At 44.4% G+C, this 20,948-nt stretch carries 20 protein-coding genes, 1 tRNA gene and 1 riboswitch; of the genes, 10 read left to right on the plus strand and 11 right to left on the minus strand.

All coding sequences use genetic code 11. The annotated features are described in order from the left end of the window. Positions 1-26 precede the first annotated feature (26 nt). The 10 genes from L3V35_RS13665 to L3V35_RS13710 form a co-directional block, all read right to left on the minus strand. A complete protein-coding gene (locus L3V35_RS13665) occupies positions 27-461 on the minus strand; it encodes a DUF2753 domain-containing protein (RefSeq protein WP_004734047.1) in 435 nt (144 codons plus the stop codon). A gap of 200 nt (positions 462-661) precedes the next feature. Beyond that, positions 662-1,078, minus strand: coding sequence for a lactoylglutathione lyase (gloA, locus tag L3V35_RS13670; protein WP_004734046.1), 417 nt, complete (start codon positions 1,076-1,078; stop codon positions 662-664). 125 nt (positions 1,079-1,203) lie between these two features. Further along, positions 1,204-1,839: an endonuclease III gene (nth, locus tag L3V35_RS13675; RefSeq protein WP_004734045.1), complete on the minus strand. Its 636-nt coding sequence runs from the start codon at positions 1,837-1,839 to the stop codon at positions 1,204-1,206. A gap of 206 nt (positions 1,840-2,045) precedes the next feature. Further along, positions 2,046-2,738: an electron transport complex subunit E gene (locus L3V35_RS13680; RefSeq protein WP_004734044.1), complete on the minus strand. Its 693-nt coding sequence runs from the start codon at positions 2,736-2,738 to the stop codon at positions 2,046-2,048. Further along, positions 2,738-3,367, minus strand: a complete 630-nt coding sequence (rsxG, locus tag L3V35_RS13685; protein WP_237300059.1) for an electron transport complex subunit RsxG — start codon at positions 3,365-3,367, stop codon at positions 2,738-2,740. Before rsxG ends, L3V35_RS13680 begins: the two co-directional genes overlap by 1 nt. 13 nt (positions 3,368-3,380) lie before the next feature. Continuing rightward, the gene (gene rsxD / locus L3V35_RS13690) at positions 3,381-4,427 is read right to left on the minus strand and encodes an electron transport complex subunit RsxD (protein ID WP_060982282.1); all 1,047 of its coding nucleotides are present in this window, start codon (positions 4,425-4,427) and stop codon (positions 3,381-3,383) included. Beyond that, positions 4,427-6,889, minus strand: coding sequence for an electron transport complex subunit RsxC (gene rsxC / locus L3V35_RS13695; RefSeq protein ID WP_237300061.1), 2,463 nt, complete (start codon positions 6,887-6,889; stop codon positions 4,427-4,429). Before rsxC ends, rsxD begins: the two co-directional genes overlap by 1 nt. 7 nt (positions 6,890-6,896) lie before the next feature. Continuing rightward, positions 6,897-7,490 (minus strand): electron transport complex subunit RsxB, encoded by a 594-nt coding sequence (gene rsxB / locus L3V35_RS13700; protein WP_102394337.1) that lies wholly within the window; start codon positions 7,488-7,490, stop codon positions 6,897-6,899. Positions 7,491-7,492: 2 nt separating this feature from the next. Beyond that, positions 7,493-8,071, minus strand: a complete 579-nt coding sequence (gene rsxA, locus L3V35_RS13705; RefSeq protein WP_004734039.1) for an electron transport complex subunit RsxA — start codon at positions 8,069-8,071, stop codon at positions 7,493-7,495. Positions 8,072-8,556: 485 nt separating this feature from the next. Further along, a tRNA-Asn gene (locus tag L3V35_RS13710) sits at positions 8,557-8,632 on the minus strand. Positions 8,633-9,141: 509 nt separating this feature from the next. Between L3V35_RS13710 and uvrB the strand changes: the two genes are divergently transcribed. The 3 genes from uvrB to luxU all read left to right on the plus strand — a co-directional run bounded on the left by uvrB (position 9,142) and on the right by luxU (position 13,231). Further along, positions 9,142-11,172: an excinuclease ABC subunit UvrB gene (uvrB, locus tag L3V35_RS13715; RefSeq protein ID WP_065204945.1), complete on the plus strand. Its 2,031-nt coding sequence runs from the start codon at positions 9,142-9,144 to the stop codon at positions 11,170-11,172. A 301-nt stretch (positions 11,173-11,473) separates the two neighbouring features. Next, positions 11,474-12,862, plus strand: a complete 1,389-nt coding sequence (gene luxO, locus L3V35_RS13720; protein WP_004734031.1) for a quorum-sensing sigma-54 dependent transcriptional regulator LuxO — start codon at positions 11,474-11,476, stop codon at positions 12,860-12,862. 24 nt (positions 12,863-12,886) lie between these two features. Continuing rightward, complete coding sequence (luxU, locus tag L3V35_RS13725) at positions 12,887-13,231, plus strand: quorum-sensing phosphorelay protein LuxU (RefSeq protein ID WP_017063462.1); 345 nt, start codon at positions 12,887-12,889, stop codon at positions 13,229-13,231. Between the two features lie 100 nt (positions 13,232-13,331). On the opposite strand, the gene L3V35_RS13730 is transcribed toward luxU, so the two are convergent. After that, the gene (locus L3V35_RS13730; RefSeq protein ID WP_237300063.1) at positions 13,332-14,219 is read right to left on the minus strand and encodes a YvcK family protein; all 888 of its coding nucleotides are present in this window, start codon (positions 14,217-14,219) and stop codon (positions 13,332-13,334) included. Positions 14,220-14,413: 194 nt separating this feature from the next. After that, positions 14,414-14,566, plus strand: a riboswitch (molybdenum cofactor riboswitch). Between L3V35_RS13730 and moaA the strand changes: the two genes are divergently transcribed. From moaA to oppB, 7 genes are all read left to right on the plus strand, one after another. Next, positions 14,555-15,544: a GTP 3',8-cyclase MoaA gene (moaA, locus tag L3V35_RS13735; protein ID WP_237300065.1), complete on the plus strand. Its 990-nt coding sequence runs from the start codon at positions 14,555-14,557 to the stop codon at positions 15,542-15,544. Its footprint overlaps the riboswitch before it by 12 nt. Before the next feature lie 357 nt (positions 15,545-15,901). Continuing rightward, positions 15,902-16,414 (plus strand): molybdenum cofactor biosynthesis protein B, encoded by a 513-nt coding sequence (gene moaB, locus L3V35_RS13740; protein WP_010437177.1) that lies wholly within the window; start codon positions 15,902-15,904, stop codon positions 16,412-16,414. 12 nt (positions 16,415-16,426) lie between these two features. After that, positions 16,427-16,906 (plus strand): cyclic pyranopterin monophosphate synthase MoaC, encoded by a 480-nt coding sequence (gene moaC / locus L3V35_RS13745; protein ID WP_237300067.1) that lies wholly within the window; start codon positions 16,427-16,429, stop codon positions 16,904-16,906. Next, positions 16,903-17,148 (plus strand): molybdopterin synthase sulfur carrier subunit, encoded by a 246-nt coding sequence (moaD, locus tag L3V35_RS13750; RefSeq protein WP_017107315.1) that lies wholly within the window; start codon positions 16,903-16,905, stop codon positions 17,146-17,148. The genes moaC and moaD overlap by 4 nt, the downstream gene beginning before the upstream one ends. A 2-nt stretch (positions 17,149-17,150) precedes the next feature. Continuing rightward, a complete protein-coding gene (gene moaE / locus L3V35_RS13755) occupies positions 17,151-17,624 on the plus strand; it encodes a molybdopterin synthase catalytic subunit MoaE (RefSeq protein WP_237300068.1) in 474 nt (157 codons plus the stop codon). Positions 17,625-18,274: 650 nt separating this feature from the next. Next, on the plus strand, positions 18,275-19,906 hold the full coding sequence (locus L3V35_RS13760; protein WP_054547242.1) for an ABC transporter substrate-binding protein: 1,632 nt from the start codon (positions 18,275-18,277) through the stop codon (positions 19,904-19,906). A gap of 114 nt (positions 19,907-20,020) precedes the next feature. Next, positions 20,021-20,941, plus strand: coding sequence for an oligopeptide ABC transporter permease OppB (gene oppB, locus L3V35_RS13765; RefSeq protein ID WP_004734022.1), 921 nt, complete (start codon positions 20,021-20,023; stop codon positions 20,939-20,941). The last annotated feature ends 7 nt before the right edge of the window (positions 20,942-20,948 follow it).

Here is a 20,948-nt window from a genome sequence, read left to right on the forward strand (position 1 = left end):
GGAGCTATTGTCTAAACGTAACTCGTTTAGTTCAAGCGGAAACGAGCGATCATTTCACAGTTGGTCGCGGTATCGATCTTTTCTACCATAGAAGCAATTTTAGGATTGGGATGGCGTTTCATGAAATCGATCAGCGCTTTCTTACAGCAACCAATAGAATCGATAAAGCTGGAACATTGAGTGTTAGGGCACTGCGGGATCAGTGTCAGCACTTTTTCTGAAGCCAATTGAAGATACTTGAGCTCGTATTCGGTATCACCAGCCCATCGCCAGAATTGCGCAAGATTGTGACAAGAGATCACTGAGATCAGTAGGCGTTCGTCAGCCTGAATATCGGTACGCTCAGTGATTTCTTCGCTCAAGTTCAGTGCTTGCTGATAGTGAAGAATACTTCGTACAGGATCGTCGAGCTGCAATGCAGTATCGGCAAGTAACGTGTGTTTTTCCCATTCGCTAATCATTGTATTACCTCACTAATCAATAGGTGGTTAATTTAAATGATAATCATTATCATGTAAAGTTTCATTGGTGAGATTGTTAATAATAATTGGTGAAGGGTATTGTTCATGCGTGGAAACATAAAAAAGAAGCGAGCACAGTGCTCGCTTCCTTTTTCATTTCATCAGGCGTTCAAGCCCAACTTCGCAAAGAGATTGAGGAATTAACCTTCCAGACCTGCGCTTGCTTGTTTGTTCTGAATCAGCTCAATCATGTAGCCATCAGGATCTTTAACGAACGCAATGTGTGTAGAGCCGCCTTTAACAGGGCCAGCTTCACGCGTTACGTTACCGCCTGCTGCTTTAATTGCATCACACGTTGTGTAGATGTCATCAACACCGATAGCAACGTGACCAAAAGCTGAGCCAAGGTCATATTCAGTCGTACCCCAGTTGTAAGTCAGCTCAATCACAGCGCCTTGAGATTCGTCTCCAAAGCCAACGAAAGCCAGCGTGTATTCGTACTCTTTGTTTTCGTTCTTACGTAATAGCTGCATGCCCATTACATTGGTGTAGAACTCGATAGACTTGTCTAGATCACCCACGCGTAGCATGGTGTGTAAAATACGACCGTTTGACATGATTTGCTCCTAGCTTTAATTATGTATACGTTTTTGTAATTCTGTTTTATGCCGCTAGATAAACGCGGCGCTTTTGGCCAATAGGCCTGTTAGCTTCTTTCGCTTAGGGCTAACAGCTTATGAGCCTAGACGTCCGTTTTCTCTTTGAACTCACACAGGTCTTCAATGATACAGCTGCCACAGCGTGGTTTACGCGCGACACAGGTGTAACGTCCATGAAGAATGAGCCAATGGTGGACATCCAGTTTGAATTCTTTTGGAATGACTTTGAGCAGCTTTGCTTCGACATCGTCGACAGTTTTACCCATCGCTAGCTTAGTTCGGTTTGATACACGGTAGATGTGAGTATCAACGGCAATGGTTGGCCAACCGAATGCAGTATTTAACACTACGTTTGCTGTTTTGCGGCCTACACCTGGAAGGGCTTCTAATGCAGCGCGATCTTCCGGTACTTCACCATTATGTAGGTCAAGCAGCATACGACACGTTTTGATGGTGTTTTCTGCTTTCGAATTAAACAGGCCGATGGTCTTGATGTACTCTTTCAGGCCGTCGACACCTAGGTCGAAAATAGCCTGTGGAGTATTAGCCATAGGGTAAAGCTTATCAGTGGCTTTGTTGACGCTGACATCGGTTGCCTGCGCAGATAAGAGCACGGCGATCAGCAACTCGAAAGGGCTGTTCCAGTTAAGCTCAGTTTCTGGCTTTGGATTGTTTTCTCTTAAACGCTCAAGTATTTCTACTCGTTTTACATTGTTCATAGCGACATTACTTTCAAATAGTTAGGGCTTGAGTTCCGGCGAAGTTCTTTCAAACTTACTCGTTTTAAAATAACAAGTTCCGCAATGGTTCAGGCTTTATCATCGGTCACGCGCTCTTATGAGCGTCATTATTATGTGTACTTGGTTAATCTATTTACCTGCTGAGCGGTTGAGCTACTCAGCAGGGTTTAAGCAACTGTAACTTATCAGGCATTGGTAACGCGAGCGCGTTCAATAGCTGGTTTTTCTTGTTTGGGCTGTCTAGCTTTAGCTTGGTTGTCGATGATGTTTTTCAAAGCAATCAAGAAACCAACACCAATAAAGGCACCTGGTGGAAGCAGGGCTAACAAGAAGCTGTTATCAAATTGGAATATCTGGATTCGTAACACCGAAGCCCAATCACCAAGGAGTAGGTCTGCGCCATCAAATAGGGTTCCGTTACCAATAACCTCACGCATCGCACCCAATACAACCAGTACCGATGTCATGCCAAGGCCCATCCAGAAACCATCTTGAGCAGCAGGTAAAACTTCGTTTTTAGAAGCGAAGGCTTCCGCTCGGCCAATGATGATACAGTTGGTTACGATCAGTGGGATGAAAATACCCAAAGATAGGTAAAGCCCGTATGCGTAGGCATTCATCAGTAGTTGAACACAGGTTACCAGTGACGCAATGATCATCACGAATACTGGAATACGCACTTCTTTTGGCACATGGTTGCGAACCAGAGAAACAGACACGTTCGACCCGACCAATACAAGCAAGGTAGCGATACCTAATCCAAGAGCGTTAGTCACAGTTGAAGAGACAGCCAACAGCGGACATAACCCAAGAAGTTGCACTAGGGCAGGGTTATTGGCCCACATGCCATTTTTGATCAGTGTTTTATGGTCACTCATTATTCACCACCACAATTTAGAGGTTGAGCAAGCAATGCTTGGTTATTTTGGTTAACGTATTGAACCGCCTGTTTGACGGACTTAACGACAGCTCTTGGTGTGATGGTTGCGCCGGTAAACTGGTCGAAATCACCACCATCTTTACGAACCTTCCAACGGTCAATATTCGACTCGGTTACTTGTTTACCTGCAAAAGAGAGTATCCAATTACTCACTCGAAGGTCAATCTTATCGCCTAACCCCGGAGTTTCCCTGTGGGAAAGCACACGTGTACCCAAAATGGTACCGTCAATTTTCATCCCAACAATTACTTTTATTGCACCATTGTAGCCATCAGGAGCAATGGCTTCGATCGCAATCGCGCTAGGTTCACCGTTGAGTGTAGCAATATAAGCCGGCATTGCTTGTTCTGTTCCAAGCTCCTCAGCTTCCACCAAAGTACAAGCTGAAAACAGCTCGTTGTCATGAAGATCGTGCGGGATCACTTGGTTAAGCACAGACAGTAACTGAGCCTGTTCTTGCTGTTTGATCTGATCTTTGGTCAGGTAGTGAGTAACGGCCACCAAACCTGTCGAAGCGCAGGCAAAAATCGCAAGTACAAGACCGTTTTTCTTAATTGCATTTAGCATAGTATCTGCTTCCTTAGTGGCCGTATGTACGAGGTTTGGTGTAGTAGTCAATCAGTGGAACACACATGTTGGCTAACAATACAGCAAACGCCACACCATCAGGGAAGCCACCCCAACTGCGGATAATAAAGACTAACCCGCCAATCAGAGCGCCAAATACCAAGCGACCTTTCACTGTCGTCGAGGCTGAAACCGGATCGGTTGCAATGAAGAATGCACCAAGCATGGTTGCGCCAGACAATAGGTGAATGGTTGGCGAAGCGGTTTCACCTGGAGTTAAGATTAAGAATACCAGGCTAAACAGCGCAAGGCTGCCGATGAAAGCTACCGGAATATGCCATTGAATCACACGTTGCTTAATCAACACTAGGCCACCAACAAGGTAAGCAAGGTTTACCCATTCCCAACCCACGCCAGCTAACCAGCTAAATTGCGGTTGAGACAGAGCTTCAGAAGCTGTGTTACCTGCCGTTAATGCGGTTTTGAAGGCATCGAGTGGCGTTGCCATCGTGGTGCCATCAATACCTAAACGAGCTTGCTGTAGAGATAAACCTTCATTATTGAAACCAGTAAAGATCATCAAGAAGGAGTCCACAAAACTCGTTGCTTCAGCCGTTAAGCTGGCTGGTGCATTCCAGCTGGTCATCTGAACTGGAAATGAGATCAGCAAAACAACGTAAGCGACCATCGCTGGATTAAATGGGTTTTGCCCAAGGCCGCCATAAAGGTGTTTTGCGATGACAATCGCGAAGAACATACCTATCACGAGAATCCACCACGGAGAGTGTGGCGGAATCGCGACACTGAGTAGCCAAGCGGTCACAACAGCGCTGTAATCACGTAATGCCATCACTGGCGGACGTTTTCTTAGCAGCATTACAGCGGCTTCAAAGGTAACAGCAAGTGCAATAGCAAATACTAACTGGATGAGCGTACCCCATCCAAAGAAGTAGGTTTGAGCTAGTAGACCTGGCAATGCACAAATAGCTACCCATTTCATGAGATCTGGGGTGCTTCTACGATTGTGTGCGTGCGGTGAGCTGGCGATAAAGAAGGCCACTACTCTTTCTCCTCATTATTCTTTTTGTCTTGCTCTTGCTGCGCCTTTCTTGCTTTAGCACGAGCAATTGCGGCAGCAACAGCTGCTTTTTTAGGATCGACTGGTTCTGATCGAATCTCAGCTTCCACTTCCACTTCCACTTCAATTTCAACTACAGCTTCAGGAGCGGTTGCTTCTGCTTCGACCTGCTTAGCTTGCTGTGCTTTCTTCGCTTTAGCGCGAGCTATTGCAGCGGCAACGGCAGCTTTTTTAGGATCGACGGGCTCTGATTGAATTTCAGCTTCAACTTCAATCACTGGCTCAGGAGTTTCTGCTGTTTGGTCTTGCTTAGCTTGCTGTGCTTTCTTGGCTTTAGCACGAGCAATGGCCGCAGCGACAGCATCTTTCTTAGCATCGCCAGAACTTTTAACCGGAGCTTCACTTTCGGTTTGAGTAGCTGATTCAGCTTGTTGTGCTTTTTTGGCTTTAGCGCGAGCAATAGCGGCAGCGATTGCGTCTTTCTTAGAGTCACCTGATTTTTCAACCGGAACCTCAGAAGCTGATTCTGTTTGTTGTGCTTTCTTGGCTTTAGCGCGAGCAATAGCCGCAGCGACAGCATCTTTCTTGGCATCGCCAGTACTTTCAGCTGAAGCTTCAGACGCTGATTCCGCTTGTTGAGCTTTCTTTGCTTTAGCGCGAGCAATAGCCGCAGCGACAGCATCTTTCTTAGTATCACCAGAGTTCTCTGCTGGATTATCCGTTGCAGCTTGTTGTGCCTTACGTTCTCTAGCTTGTCTCTTACGCTCTTCTCGTAACTTAGACATTTCAGAGTTATCAGGTCCGGCGTCGTTTGCTTTTTGAGCTGCAGCTTGTTTCGCTTTTGCCTTAGCAATCGCAGCGGCTACCGCAGGTTTCACTGCTGGTTCTGAATTAGGTGTTTGGTCTACTGTTGTTTTTTGAGCTTTAACGCGAGCAATCGCAGCTGCAATCGCATCATCACCATCGGCTGATTTCATATCTTTACGACGGTTGTCAGCAGCTTTCTTGAAGCGGTTTTCACGTTCTGCTTTGTCACGCTCCATACGAGCGTTTTTCTCTTCGAAACGAATCTTGGCGCGCTCTGCAGCTGTCGCTTCATCTTTTCTTGTTTTGATTTCGGCTTTCGCTTGGCGATAGTACTGAACAAGAGGGATTTCACTTGGGCAGACAAACGCACAAGCACCACATTCAATACAGTCTTTAATATTCAGCTCTTCACACTTATCCAACTCGTTGGCTTTCGCATGCCATTGCAGTTGTTGAGGAAGTAGAGATGCAGGACAAGCTTCAGCACATGCGCTGCAACGAATACATTCCATTTCGTAAGTGCTTGGTGAGATCTCACGACGCGTTGGCGCTAAAATACAGTTCGACGTTTTGGTGATTGGTACATTGGCATGCGGCAAGGTAAAGCCCATCATCGGGCCGCCCAAAATTAAACGCGGCAGTTTTTTATCTGCTTTGTAGCCAAACTCTTCAAGTAACTCATGTACTGGTGTGCCTAATAGCGCCCAAACGTTACGAGGTTGCTTAAAGGTTTTACCGGTTAAAGTCACCACGCGGTTAACCACGGGTTCGCCGTCAATTACCGCTCGCTTAATCGAGTAAAGAGAGCCGACGTTCTGAACCAAAACACCAATGTCTGCAGGAATGCCGCCAGCTGGAACCTCTTTGTTGGTGAGGATCTTGATAAGTTGCTTCTCACCACCAGAAGGGTATTTGGTTGGGATAACACGAATGACGATATCTTTGTCTTTCGCAGCAATCTCCAGTGCTTTTATCGCATCTGGTTTGTTGTCTTCAATGCCGATAACCGTCAGCTTTGGTTGAAGGATGTGTTCAACCACTTCGATGCCTTTCAATACTTCTTCGGCATGCTCTTGCAGCAACTTGTCATCTGAGGTGATGTAAGGTTCACACTCAGCAGCATTGACGATCAAAATGTCGGTACGACCTAGACCTGATTGAAGCTTCTTAGCCGTAGGGAAGCCTGCGCCACCCATACCTGAAATACCAGCTTGGCGAATCACATCAAGCAGTTCGTCGGATGTCTTTGTAGAAAAATCTTCAACCGGGTGTTTTGTAACCCAAGAGTCTAGGCCATCAGGTTTAATAACCACGCACACATCACTCAAGCCTGAAGGGTGAGCGGTGGTTCGTGGTTCAATAGCGGTAATCACACCCGATGTTGGTGCATGTACTGGCAAAGTGAAGCCAGTCTCTAAGGCCGTCAGTTGTTGACCTTTTAGTACGGCATCACCGACAGCAACCAACAAGTTACCAGGCTTACCGATGTGCTGTTTCACTGGAAGAACGATTTCTTCAGGAAGCCTTGCATGCACGATATCAGTAGTATTCGACTGTTTCTTGTTTTCAGCAGGGTGCACACCGCCCGGGAAGTTCCAAATAGAGCCCGTGCGAATTTGTTCAATTAAAGAGATCATACTAACCCTATGCCTTAGGCTCTGACGCGGTCGCATCAGTTGCTTGGTTAGTGATATCAGTAATAGGAATGATGTTCATCTGCCATTTCCAATTTTCAGTCGTTGTTGCCACTGGAATCATTTCGATACAGTCAGTAGGGCACGGTGCGACACATAGATCACAACCTGTACATTCATCTTTGATGACGGTGTGCAGCGCCTTGGTACCACCAACAATGGCGTCAACAGGGCAGGCTTGAATACACTTGGTACAGCCAATACACATATCTTCATGAATGAAGGCAACGGTTTTTACTTTGTTATCTAAATCATGAGCGGAGTCTTCAACTTCTACGCCCATTAAATCTGCAAGCTTCTCAATCGTAGCTTGGCCGCCCGGAGGACATTTGTTGATCTTGTCTCCGTTAGCGATCGCCTCTGCGTATGGACGACAACCTGGGTAGCCACACTGACCACACTGAGTTTGCGGCAATATGGTGTCGATTTGATCAACGATCGGATCGGCTTCCACTTTAAAGCGGATAGAAGCAAAGCCTAAGATAGCGCCAAAAACGGCGGCTAAAACGGCGAGTGCAATGATTGCAATTAAGATGGTGCTCATGTTTATTTCACCAACCCAGTAAAGCCCATAAATGCCAGAGACATTAGGCCTGCTGTGATCATCGCAATCGATGCGCCTTTGAATGGCATTGGAACATCAGCAACCGCAATACGCTCACGCATTGCAGCAAATAGGATCAATACAAGCGAGAAACCAACCGCAGCGCCGAAACCATAGATGATTGACTGAATGAAGTTGTGGTTTTCATTGATGTTCAGAAGTGCCACACCTAATACAGCGCAGTTGGTGGTGATAAGAGGCAGGAAGATACCCAATAAACGATAAAGGGTAGGGCTGGTTTTGTGAACGACCATTTCCGTAAATTGAACAACCACCGCGATAACCAAGATGAAGCTCATGGTACGCAGGTATTCAATACCCAGAGGGGTAAGGATGTAGGTTTCTACTAGGTATGCAGATACCGACGCTAACGTCAGAACGAAAGTCGTCGCGAGGCCCATGCCAATCGCAGTCTCCAGTTTCTTGGAGACTCCCATGAAAGGACATAGCCCTAAAAACTTCACTAGCACAAAGTTATTGACCAGCACTGTGCCAACCAACAACAAAAGGTATTCGGTCATAATGGATTAATTCTTGAGATTCCGATCCCGATATTATCCTGCTTTGCTTACCTAATAACAACCAAGGATCACTAGGGATTTAGACACTTGGTGAAAAAAACATCAGGTAATCGATTGATTATTAAAGTTACCGTAAGTATAGACGGCCAATTTTTACTTCGTGAGACAGTTTATAGGAGTAGTCAAACTGGATCTTTCATAAGATCATTCTTGAATTGAACTCGATTTACTTCCTACAAATAGGGTCATATTTGTGGCTTTTTGTGCTCAGAACTATCAAAAAGAGAAGGAAAGCTGCGAGTCGAATACGTTCCCAAACCGCTAAAACGCAAAAAGCCGCATCAAGTGATGCGGCTTCTTTAAATTTGGCCCCCTTGTCGAGACTTGAACGCGGGCGGCTAGGTTTGTGACATTAACTTGGAACAAGTTAGTCGCAGTTATATACGAAAAAAGCCCAATCTTTCGATTGAGCTTTTTTCTGAATTTGGCTCCCCTTGCAAGACTTGAACTTGCGACATACGGATTAACAGTCCGCCGTTCTACCAACTGAACTAAAGGGGAATTGCTTGTTAGCGACGCGAATTCTAATAATAGTCCGAATTTCTGTCAATAAAAAATAGCAGAAAAAAATAATATAAAAAACTTTACTTTCTTGGACGCCTTACCGGATTTAGCCTTTCTTTAGTTATCCACCAAAATTGTGGATAAGTGTGTGCGTGAAACTTTAACAACAATAATTAGGATAAATCTGAGAATATAAAAATCTGAGGTAAGGTAATGTATTTAAAAGATTTGTATCAAAATATCACGATTGTATAACTTTTGACGATTATAAAACATACAGTAAAACAAGTGCTATTTTTAGATTTTTTGGGGAAAAGTAGTGGATGAAAAATTAAGTGATTTAGCTGAAGAGATCTTGCAAGGGCACGGATAATACCAATTTCTAAAAGTAAAAGCTATCACTGATATCTAATCTTAAGAAGCATTTCTCTAGATAATAGTTGCAACGACATAGCTCCTAGAGTGACAATGACCTGATTAAATACACAGTATGGAAATGGCGACCTATGAGTAAACTCTTTGACTTGGTATCGGACTATAGCCCGTCCGGTGACCAGCCGACAGCGATAACCAGATTACTAGATGGATTAGATTCTGGTTTGGCACATCAAACTCTATTAGGGGTAACGGGCTCTGGTAAAACCTTTACTCTTGCCAACGTCATTTCTCAATCTCAAAGACCAGCAATCTTGTTAGCGCCTAACAAAACGTTGGCAGCTCAACTTTATGGCGAGATGAAATCTTTCTTTCCGAATAACTCCGTTGAGTACTTCGTTTCTTACTACGATTATTACCAACCGGAAGCCTACGTTCCAACCACGGATACCTTTATCGAGAAAGATGCGTCGATAAATGCTCATATTGAGCAAATGAGACTTTCAGCTACCAAAGCTTTGTTAGAAAGAAAAGATGCCATTATTGTTGCGTCTGTATCGGCTATCTACGGTCTTGGTGATCCTAAGTCTTATTTGAAGATGATGCTTCATTTGAGTCGTGGTGAGGTGATGGATCAGCGAGACATCCTACGCCGCTTGGCTGAGCTGCAATATTCAAGAAACGATGTCGCATTTGAACGTGGGCAGTTCCGTGTTCGTGGAGAGGTGATTGATATCTTCCCAGCAGAATCTGACCAAGATGCGGTTCGAATTGAAATGTTCGATGACGAAGTGGACTGCATTAGTATTTTTGATCCTCTGACTGGTGCGGTGAAACAAAGAGACTTACCGCGTTTTACAGTTTATCCAAAAACTCACTATGTAACCCCAAGAGAGAAGATCCTTGAGGCGATTGAGAAGATTAAGGATGAGTTGCGCGATAGGGCTCAATATTTAAAAGACAACAACAAGCTTCTCGAAGAACAGCGTATTTCTCAAAGAACTCAGTTTGATATCGAGATGATGACGGAGTTGGGTTTCTGTTCCGGTATCGAAAACTATTCACGATACTTGAGCGGCCGTGCGGAAGGGGAAGCGCCTCCAACGTTATTTGATTACCTGCCTGATGATGGTTTGCTGATCATCGATGAGTCACATGTAACTGTGCCGCAAATTGGCGCCATGTATAAAGGTGACCGCTCTCGTAAAGAAACTTTAGTTGAGTTTGGCTTTAGGTTGCCTTCTGCGTTGGATAACCGTCCGATGAAATTTGAAGAGTTCGAATCGATCGCGCCACAAACCATTTTTGTGTCGGCCACGCCGGGTAATTATGAGATTGATAAATCAGATGGTGAAATTGCTGATCAAGTGGTGCGTCCTACTGGTCTGTTAGACCCAATCATCGAAGTAAGACCTGTCGCGACTCAGGTGGATGACTTGTTATCTGAAATCAGAATCCGTTCAGTTAAAGAAGAGCGCGTATTGGTCACTACGTTGACTAAACGAATGGCAGAAGACTTAACCGAATACCTTAGTGAGCATGGTGTTAAGGTTCGTTATTTGCACTCGGATATCGATACCGTTGAGCGTGTAGAGATTATTCGAGACCTACGTTTGGGCGAGTTCGACGTGTTAGTGGGTATTAACTTACTTCGTGAAGGTTTGGATATGCCTGAAGTGTCGCTGGTGGCGATTCTTGATGCAGACAAAGAGGGCTTCTTGCGTTCTGAGCGTTCTCTGATCCAAACCATTGGTCGTGCTGCGCGTAACTTGGAAGGTAGAGCGATCCTTTATGGTGATTCGATTACTAAGTCGATGAGAAAAGCGATTGATGAAACCGATCGTCGTAGAGAGAAACAGCAGGCTTACAACGAAGAGCAAGGCATCACGCCGCAAGCGTTGAAACGCAATATCAAAGACATTATGGAACTGGGTGATCTAACCAAGTCGAAGCAGCAGCGCCAATCGAAACAAGTTCCACTATCTAAGGTGGCAGAGCCTTCTGAAAGTTATGCAGTACTTACGCCGCAACAGCTTGATAAAGAGATCAGCAAGCTAGAAGCTGCGATGTATCAGCATGCTCAGAATCTGGAATTTGAATTGGCCGCACAGAAGCGTGATGAAATTGAGCAGTTAAGAAAGCAGTTTATTACCAACAGTTAATCTCACTTTTCACTCGAGAAGTATTCCCCTCAACACAAGAATTGAGAGTGTTTCAGACAAAAAAACAGCCAGTAGTAAATGTTCTACTGGCTTACGTTTGTGAACACTCGGTCCACTAACAACGTCAGTTGGCTAGGTGACCCGAAGGTCATTCATACCGTTGCATCGTTCGTGCCAGATAGATAAAACATTGATTGTTTGAAGTAAGTAAAAAAACACACTACAAATATTGTGGCTAATTTGCATAATGCAAAGCGGAATGCGACTATAATAAGAAATGCAAATTATAAATGGCTAGGATATGCAATCAAAAACGCTAGATAACAAATCGAAGTATTTGTTGATGGTCGAGGATACCGCTTCGGTAGCAGCTTTATATCGCTCGTATCTTACACCGCTCGAAATTGATATCAACATTGTCGGCACTGGCCGCGATGCAATCGAGAGTTTGAATCATCGAATCCCAGACCTTATTTTATTAGATCTACGTCTGCCTGACATGACCGGTATGGACGTGCTATTTGCTGTAAAACAAAAATACCCTGAAGTTCCGGTTATCTTCATGACGGCTCACGGCTCTATCGATACAGCCGTAGAAGCTATGCGTCATGGTTCTCAAGATTTCCTTATCAAACCTTGTGAAGCCGACCGGCTCCGTATTACGGTGAACAACGCGATCCGCAAAGCCACCAAACTTAAGAACAGCTCGGAGCATCCGGGAAATCAAAACTATCAAGGTTTCATTGGCAGTAGCCAAACCATGCAGCAGGTTTACCGAACTATCGACTCTGCAGCATCGAGTAAAGCCAGTATTTTCATCACGGGTGAGAGTGGTACGGGTAAAGAGGTATGTGCAGAAGCTATTCATGCGGCGAGCAAGCGTGGTGACAAGCCTTTCATCGCGATTAACTGTGCGGCTATCCCTAAAGATCTGATTGAAAGTGAGCTGTTTGGTCACGTTAAAGGCGCCTTTACCGGTGCTGCAACTGATCGTCAAGGTGCCGCTGAACTCGCTGATGGCGGAACACTGTTCCTTGATGAATTGTGCGAGATGGACTTAGAGCTGCAAACTAAGCTGCTGCGCTTTATCCAAACCGGTACTTTTCAAAAAGTTGGCTCTTCGAAGATGAAGAGTGTCGATGTTCGTTTCGTATGTGCAACCAACCGTGACCCTTGGAAAGAAGTACAAGAAGGTCGCTTTAGAGAAGATTTATACTATCGTTTATACGTGATTCCATTGCACCTGCCGCCATTGCGCGAGCGCGGTGAAGATGTCATCGAGATTGCGTACTCGTTACTAGGCTACATGTCGGTTGAGGAAGGTAAGGCGTTTGTGCGTTTTGCTCAGGAAGTGCTTGATCGCTTTAATCAATATGAGTGGCCGGGTAACGTTCGTCAGTTACAAAACGTATTACGGAACGTGGTGGTATTGAATAACGGCAAAGAGATTACTCTCAATATGCTTCCACCACCATTGAACCAACCGATTGAAAACAGCCTGCGCTTGAAAGAGAAGCAGAACGAAGACATCACGGTAAAAGATATTTTCCCATTGTGGATCACTGAGAAGACGGCTATCGAACAGGCCATAAAAGCGTGTGACGGCAACATTCCCCGCGCGGCCGGTTTCTTAGATGTCAGTCCATCGACGATATACCGTAAGTTGCAAACGTGGAATGCGAAGCAGTAATCACCAAACAATAAGAAAATCATAATGACGAAAGTATTAAATCAGCAAAAAGTTGATGAACTTGCCGGTGAAATAGGGCAAGAGAATGTACCAGTTTTGCTGGAAATCTTCTTAGGTGAGTTGAAAGGCTACTACGAACATCTAGAGATAAATAAAGCATCGGATACATCTAAGTACTTGGCTGATATAAGCCATGCACTTAAGAGTAGCGCTGCGAGTTTTGGCGCCGATTCTTTGTGTAGTTTTGCGATTAGCTTAGACGCAAAAGTGAAGCAAGCATTGCCTGTAACCGAGATTGATTTCCAAGATATGCAAGAGCTCCTGTTATCAACGTACACTGAATATCAGCAGTTGATGACGGATCTCTAAAGCGGCTAGTTATTAAAGAGACTAAAAAAGGAGCATGATGCTCCTTTTTTGTTTTGTTTTGTATTGTTTGGAGGCTGGAAATTAGATTCAGGCAGCCAAATTAAACCAACTGATCTCTAATCGCTTGTTGGAGTTTTAAACGGTCGTGTCGCCAATCTCGATTAGGAGAGGCAAGATCAGTGGTTACACAGTTCCATAGTCCTTCAAGTTCAGGGTGGGGCGCATTACCCAGCACGACATCGATTTTTCTCGCTTTACAGGTGCGCTCACACCATTCTAATTGTTCTTGAAGCGTCATCTTTCCTGCTGGGCCGTGTTCCGGCGACAGGTTTTCAACAAAAATCACTTTAGCTTTGGTGTTCTCAGCGATGGCTTTTCCTATTTCAGGAAGTAGCAGCGGAGGCATAACACTGGTTAGGAAGCTTCCTGGACCCAGGACAATACAATCCGCTTGCTCAACGGCTAGAACGGCTTCTTTGGTGGCGGGTACTTCCGGTGATAAGTCCATCATGCGCAGCTTTTCTGTCATATCATCTACGTTGGTTTCACCGGTTACCCAACGACCATCCATTGAGAGGGCCGTGAGGTCTGAAGGGTGTTCGGTCATCGGGACGATATTGACATCGACCTTGAGCATATTTCGAATTAGGTTAATTGCTTCCAATGGGCGAACGGAAAGGTTATCTAGCGCCGTTAGCATTAGGTTCCCTAAGTTGTGACCATCGAGTTCACCTTGACCGCGAAAGCGATATTCAAACATCATCGAACTGATCGAAGGTTCTGTGATTAATTGGTTGATACAGTTACGAGTATCTCCCCAAGCAATACCACCTTGGCAGTCTCGAATTCTTCCGGTGGAACCACCGTTATCTGTGGTCGCAACAATGCCAGTTGCGTTGTTACCAAAGTCTTTTAATGCAGCTAGCATGCGACCTAAGCCATGGCCCCCACCGATTGCTACGACTTTCTTTGAAGCGTAAATATTCATTTTTTGTTCTTGTTAGATTATTACCAACTATAATTTAGGTTAAATGCTTCTCGTCAGATACTCAACAAGAGTTATTTTGAGGGTTTGATACGTTTTTTTTGCCGATGTGACCCGTTTTTTGTCATCAGAGCTAGATTCACGTACAAATATTAAGTATTTTATTACTCAGCTACTGCGCGTGTGAATATAACGTGCAGTTGCCATAACTCCGAGCTCTCGCATGCTAAGTCGCACAGTGGTATTTGCTGTACCGATACGCATCAAGAGCCAGTGACATGTTGTCACAAGGGCTTAATTGGAAATGATTATGCCTCCCGTGTTTGGAAAGGTGTTCCGTGGCGCAACAATTCGAAGATAGATTCCATCGCAAGTTTTATTACTTGCGCTTGTCGGTTACAGACGTCTGTAACTTTAAATGTACTTACTGCTTGCCAGATGGTTATAAACCGTCAGGGCAAAAAAACTCGTCTTTTTTAAGTGTTCCCGAGATCAAACGTATTGTTAAAGCGTTTGCAGATTGTGGTACCTCTAAGATCCGCATTACTGGCGGAGAGCCGAGCCTGCGTAAAGACTTTCCTGAAATCATACATACTGTTGCTTCTACTCCAGGCATCGAAAAAGTAGCCACGACAACGAATGGCTACCGCATGGAGAAACAAGTAGGGCACTGGCGTGATGCTGGTTTAACCCATATAAACGTGAGCGTGGATAGCTTAGATTCGCGCATGTTCCATCAGATCACTGGTGAGAATAAGTTTACAGAGGTTATGCGAGGCATTGATAAAGCGTTTGAGGTTGGCTTTGAACAAGTCAAAGTCAACGTCGTATTAATGAAAGACCTCAACAGTCAGGAATTACCAGCCTTCCTTAATTGGATCAAAGACAAACCTATTCAATTACGTTTTATCGAGCTGATGAAAACCGGCGAGATGGACGAGTTGTTCGATAAACATCATGTATCTGGCGTTGCGATTCGCAATCAGCTTATTGCTAACGGTTGGCTGTTAAAAGTCAAAGCTGTTAACGATGGCCCAGCACAAGTGTTTGTCCACCCAGACTACAAGGGTGAAATTGGTTTGATCATGCCTTACGAGAAAGACTTCTGTGAGAGTTGTAACCGACTGCGTGTTTCTGCGACCGGTAAACTTCACTTATGTCTGTTTGGCGACCATGGTGTTGAACTGAGAGATCTGATTCAAGAAGATCAACAAGAGCAAGAGCTCATTGATCGAATTCAGGCTCAGCTTCAAACCAAGTCCGTTAGCCATTTCTTACACGATGGCAACAGCGGCATGACTCCAAACTTGGCGTCAATCGGCGGTTAACTCGCTATATACTCTAAAGCATTTTATCGCTCAGCTTCTTTAAGCTGGGCGAATAAGTCTAGGGCGTGTTGCTCTTTCGAGCTGATTTTTGCAGCGAGTTGCTGGGTATTTCTACAAGGCAGAGGCTTTGATGTGTAGCTAGCCTACATGAGAAGCCGATAACGTAGTAGAAATGACCAGCAAACGCTGCCCGAAGGGTTCGGCTAAAAGCGTTTTACTCTTTGTTGAGGGAGATTTGCTTAGAATGACTAGGCTACTTCCCCCTCGCCGCGATTAAAACGCTTTTATCTCGAACAAAATTTAATCACGAAAGGTCAACACGCCCTAATAATTGAAAAATTTTAAATAGGTGAACAAATGGGTCACGCAGAAAGCAAATTTCAAGCAGCAAACATTGCAGTACTAACCGTTTCAGATACTCGTACAGAAGAAAACGATACGTCAGGTGGTTACCTAGCGGAGCATGCTAAAGAAGCTGGCCACAATGTGGTTGATAAGCAAATCGTTATCGATGACATGTATAAGATCCGCGCTATCGTATCTCAGTGGATTGCTGATGACAGCGTACAAGCGATCATGATCACTGGCGGTACAGGCTTTACATCTCGTGACAGTACACCTGAAGCACTTAAGCCACTCTTCGACAAAGAAGTTGAAGGCTTTGGTGAGCTTTTCCGCCAAGTGTCTTACGAAGAGATTGGTACATCGACGATTCAATCTCGTGCGATTGCGGGTTTTGCTAACCACACGGTTATCTTTGCGATGCCTGGCTCTACAGGCGCATGCCGCACCGGTTGGACTAAGATCATCAAGCAACAGATGGATGCTAGCCACCGTCCTTGTAACTTCATGCCACATCTTTCTGTATAAGGTGGTTTGAGTATGAGCCAATTTACACACATTAACGCGTCTGGCGAAGCAAACATGGTCGATGTATCGGCTAAAGCAGAGACAGTACGTGAAGCGAGAGCAGAAGCTTTTGTTCAAATGTCAGCAGAAACGCTAGAGCTGATTGTTTCTGGCAGCCACCATAAAGGTGATGTTTTCGCAACGGCACGTATTGCTGGTATCCAAGCAGCGAAGAAGACGTGGGACTTGATTCCACTGTGTCACCCTTTGCTACTGACTAAGGTTGAAATTCAGCTTGAGGCTATCGAGTCTGAAAACAAGGTTCGAATCGAATCTGTATGTAAGCTTGCTGGTAAGACAGGCGTAGAAATGGAAGCGTTAACGGCCGCTTCTGTTGCCGCGCTAACGATTTACGATATGTGTAAAGCTGTTCAGAAAGACATTGTTATCGAGAACGTACGCCTGTTAGAGAAGACAGGTGGTAAATCAGGTCACTTCAAGGTGGAATCATGATTACGGTACTTTTCTTTGCACAAACTCGTGAACTTGTCGGTGTTGATAGCCTAGAGATCGATGCGCAATACAATACTATTGAAGCGATTCGCAGCCACCTTGTAACAAAAGAAGGCAAATGGGATATCGCATTGGAAGAGGGCAAGCTGCTGGCAGCACTCAACCAATCAATCGTACCTTTGACGACTGAAGTGAAAGACGGCGATGAAGTGGCTTTCTTCCCACCAGTTACTGGAGGTTAACCATGAATGACTCTCGAGTTATTGATCCAAGAGTATTGGTTACTGCTGAAGACTTTTCTGTGGGTGGCGAATACGATTATCTAGCTCAAGGTACGGCTGCGGGAGCGGTTGTGACGTTTGTTGGTAAAGTTCGCGACATGAACCTTGGTGACAATGTGATAGGTTTGTCTCTAGAGCATTATCCGGGTATGACAGAGAAGTCTCTGAGTGAGATCTGTGATCAAGCTGAAGCGCGCTGGCCTATCCAGAAGATGCGAGTGATTCACCGCGTGGGTGACCTAGATATCGGTGACCAGATTGTTTACGTTGGTGTATCCAGTGCACACCGTGGCGCTGCTTTTGAAGCGTGTGAGTTTGTTATGGACTTTCTGAAAACCAAAGCGCCGTTTTGGAAAAAAGAACGTACGACTGAAACAGCTCGCTGGGTTGACTCTCGCGATTCAGATACTAAAGCTGCGGAGCGTTGGGAGAAATAATTCTCGCGATATGATATTGCTTCAAAAATTCGTTCTGTTGATTGAGACAGTAAAAAGCCGACTATTAAGGTCGGCTTTTTTGTACGTGCTACAAAGTCATTTATAAATAATCGGTGTATTAATAAATAGCTAGTCATTCATGTTGCATATAAATTCGGAGCGTGATTTTGTCTGTCTTGGTGCATTTCCAAATCTGTTTTGGTGCAGTGCTTTATGCTGTTTTGTATAAAGTGATAATCCTCACAAATAGTGCAGTCTATTTAGGGGATATGTGATGTGCAATTAGATTTCATGTGGCATTAATGTTAATTTGCCGACAGTGTTCTAGCATAAGATGCTAAATAAAAGTATCAATTCAGATACATCAACACTAAAGGCTGTTTTTTAATAAATCCCTATGTGTAATTCACTATTCATTAGGTTTTTATTAGAGATTTACACTGTGACCTTGAGTAATTCGGAGAATTATCCGATTTTTTGCGACTTGTTTATGGCAAATTACTTCAATGGTTGATAGTGTGTGCCTCAATCTTTGTAAGGTTTTAGATTTTTATGCTTAAATTTTGAGCTAAATAAATCTAAATCACTGCCGTTCAGTGAACTTAGCAAAGAAGTCATGGATGCAATACGTAAAACTTGGAGTTTATTAAATGTACAAGAATAAAATCACTCAGGCCCTTCTTCTAGGTGCTGGTTTGGCAGTGGCTGCCACTTCTACTCTTTCTATCGCTGCTGAAGTTCCAGCAGGCACAGAACTAGCAAAAGTTCAGGAACTTGTTCGCGGTAACGGTACTGAAGTTGCGACTATCGACCCACACAAATCTCAAGGTGTACCAGAATCTCACGTAATTCGTGATCTTCTAGAAGGTCTAGTGAACCAAGATGGCGAAGGTAATACAATCCCAGGTGTAGCCGAAAGCTGGGAAACGACGGACAACAAAACATTCACTTTCCACCTACGTAAAGATGCAAAATGGTCTAACGGCGATCCTGTAACAGCTGGAGATTTCGTTTACAGCTGGCAACGTGCAGTCGATCCTGCCACTGCTTCTCCATATGCTTGGTACATGGAATATACCAAGATGGTGAATGCGAAAGACATCGTAGCGGGTAAGAAAGACAAGAGTGAGCTAGGTGTTAAAGCTGTAGATGCAAACACGCTTGTTGTTGAACTAGATACAGCGGTACCATATTTCGTAATGATGATGGGCCACACAACAATGAAGCCAGTACATCAGGCGACTGTTGAAAAATTCGGTGACCAATGGACTAAGCCGGGTAACTTTGTAGGTAACGGTGCGTTTTCTGTCGATAAATGGGTTGTTAATGAACGCCTAGTACTAAAGCGTAACGATCAATACTGGAACAATGATAAAACTGTTCTTAATAAAGTAACGTTCCTACCAATCGAAAACCAAGTTGCGGAAATGAACCGTTTCCTATCTGGTGAAATCGACTTTACAAATGAACTTCCAACTGAGCACTTCAAGCGCCTTAAGAAAGAGTATGCGGAAGATGTATCTGTAGCGGGTAACCTATGTACTTACTACTACATCTTTAACACTAAGAAAGCACCATTTGATGATGTTCGTGTACGTAAGGCTATCTCTTACGCAATTGACCGTAATATCGTAAGTGACGCAATCCTAGCACAAGGTCAAAAACCAGCTTACTTCCTAACGCCTGAAATCACAGCTGGCTTTAACCCTGAACTTCCTGCTTACGGCAAGATGTCTCAAAAAGAACGTAATGAAGAAGCTGCTCGTCTTCTTGAAGAAGCGGGTTACGGTAAAGACAATCCACTTAACTTCAACCTACTTTACAACACTTCTGAAAACCATAAGAAGATTGCTGTAGCGCTGGGTTCTATGTGGAAGAAAACTCTAGGTCTTAAAGTAACGCTTGAAAACCAAGAGTGGAAAACTTACCTATCTTCTAAAGATTCAGGTGATTTCGAAGTAGCACGTGCTGGTTGGTGTGGTGACTACAACGAAGCGTCGTCATTCCTAACGCTAATGAAGAGTAACAACACTACCGGTGGTGTTCACTACGATAGTGCTGAGTACGACCAAATCATTGATAAAGCACTTAACTCTACATCAGCAGAAGAGCGTGAAGCACTTTACCTAGAAGCTGAGGCGTTAATGGCTAAAGACATGCCTATCGCACCTATCTACCAATACGTGAAATCACGTCTACTAAATCCGCACGTTGGTGGTTTCCCTATCAACAACGCGGAAGATAAGATCTTCTCGAAAGACTTATACATCAAAGCTCAATAATAAGCTTCGATTCTAAAAAGTTAATATAACTATAACGATACAGACACTACATGCGCAGAGCGCGCATGTAGCGTCTTTCTAATTTTAATTGTCACAGACTGAAAGAGTGAGTTTATGCTTAAATTCATTATGAAAAGGATATTTGAAGCGATTCCAACCATGTTGGTGTTGATCACTATATCTTTCTTTCTCATGCGTTTCGCTCCGGGTAACCCGTTTTCAAGCGAACGTCCATTACCGCCAGAAGTTATGGCTAACATCGAAGCTAAATACGGCTTAGATAAACCTGTATTTGAACAGTACACCACGTACTTGACCAACATCCTTCAGGGTGACTTTGGTCCATCTTTTAAATACCAAGATTACACAGTAAATGAGCTGATCGCGGTTGCGCTTCCAGTATCTGCGAAGGTAGGTTTTGTTGCCTTTATCTTCACATTATTGATGGGGGTAACGGTCGGAACCATTGCCGCCTTGAAGCACAACACCTGGATCGACTACACTATAATGTCGACCGCCATGCTCGGGGTGGTGATGCCATCCTTCGTGTTGGCTCCAGCGCTTATCTACCTATTCTCTCTACACTGGCATATATTTCCAGCAGGTGGTTGGCACGGTGGTACGTACATGTACATCGTCCTACCCGTTATCGCGATGTCTCTTTTATACGTAGCAACCTTTGCTCGTATCACTCGCGGTAGCATGATTGAAACCCTAAACAGTAACTTTATCCGTACAGCTCGAGCTAAAGGTCTAAGTTACCGTTATATCGTTCTTAAACATGCGCTTAAGCCAGCAATGCTACCTGTTGTTTCATACATGGGGCCTGCGTTTGTAGGTATCATTACAGGTTCAGTTGTTGTTGAAACCATCTTCGGCCTACCGGGTATTGGTAAGCTGTTTGTTAATGCCGCGTTTAACCGTGATTATTCGTTAGTAATGGGTGTAACCATTTTGATTGGTTTCCTATTCATCTTGTTCAACGCAATCGTTGATATTTTACTAGCGCTTATTGACCCGAAAATTCGCTACTAGCAGGGAC

It is taken from the genome of Vibrio sp. L5-1 (assembly GCF_021728315.1).
GTDB classification, from domain to species: Bacteria; Pseudomonadota; Gammaproteobacteria; order Enterobacterales; family Vibrionaceae; genus Vibrio; species Vibrio splendidus_K.

Bases quoted from the DNA above. Each gene is read 5' to 3' on its own strand.
- moaD (WP_017107315.1), top strand. From the start codon at position 16,903: ATGATTACGGTACTTTTCTTTGCACAAACTCGTGAACTTGTCGGTGTT.
- moaC (WP_237300067.1), top strand. From the start codon at position 16,427: ATGAGCCAATTTACACACATTAACGCGTCTGGCGAAGCAAACATGGTC.
- luxO (WP_004734031.1), top strand. From the start codon at position 11,474: ATGCAATCAAAAACGCTAGATAACAAATCGAAGTATTTGTTGATGGTC.
- L3V35_RS13680 (WP_004734044.1), bottom strand. From the start codon at position 2,738: ATGAGTGACCATAAAACACTGATCAAAAATGGCATGTGGGCCAATAAC.
- L3V35_RS13730 (WP_237300063.1), bottom strand. From the start codon at position 14,219: ATGAATATTTACGCTTCAAAGAAAGTCGTAGCAATCGGTGGGGGCCAT.
- oppB (WP_004734022.1), top strand. From the start codon at position 20,021: ATGCTTAAATTCATTATGAAAAGGATATTTGAAGCGATTCCAACCATG.
- rsxA (WP_004734039.1), bottom strand. From the start codon at position 8,071: ATGACCGAATACCTTTTGTTGTTGGTTGGCACAGTGCTGGTCAATAAC.
- L3V35_RS13760 (WP_054547242.1), top strand. From the start codon at position 18,275: ATGTACAAGAATAAAATCACTCAGGCCCTTCTTCTAGGTGCTGGTTTG.
- nth (WP_004734045.1), bottom strand. From the start codon at position 1,839: ATGAACAATGTAAAACGAGTAGAAATACTTGAGCGTTTAAGAGAAAAC.
- luxU (WP_017063462.1), top strand. From the start codon at position 12,887: ATGACGAAAGTATTAAATCAGCAAAAAGTTGATGAACTTGCCGGTGAA.
- L3V35_RS13665 (WP_004734047.1), bottom strand. From the start codon at position 461: ATGATTAGCGAATGGGAAAAACACACGTTACTTGCCGATACTGCATTG.
- rsxB (WP_102394337.1), bottom strand. From the start codon at position 7,490: ATGAGCACCATCTTAATTGCAATCATTGCACTCGCCGTTTTAGCCGCC.
- gloA (WP_004734046.1), bottom strand. From the start codon at position 1,078: ATGTCAAACGGTCGTATTTTACACACCATGCTACGCGTGGGTGATCTA.
- moaB (WP_010437177.1), top strand. From the start codon at position 15,902: ATGGGTCACGCAGAAAGCAAATTTCAAGCAGCAAACATTGCAGTACTA.
- moaE (WP_237300068.1), top strand. From the start codon at position 17,151: ATGAATGACTCTCGAGTTATTGATCCAAGAGTATTGGTTACTGCTGAA.
- uvrB (WP_065204945.1), top strand. From the start codon at position 9,142: ATGAGTAAACTCTTTGACTTGGTATCGGACTATAGCCCGTCCGGTGAC.
- rsxC (WP_237300061.1), bottom strand. From the start codon at position 6,889: ATGATCTCTTTAATTGAACAAATTCGCACGGGCTCTATTTGGAACTTC.
- rsxG (WP_237300059.1), bottom strand. From the start codon at position 3,367: ATGCTAAATGCAATTAAGAAAAACGGTCTTGTACTTGCGATTTTTGCC.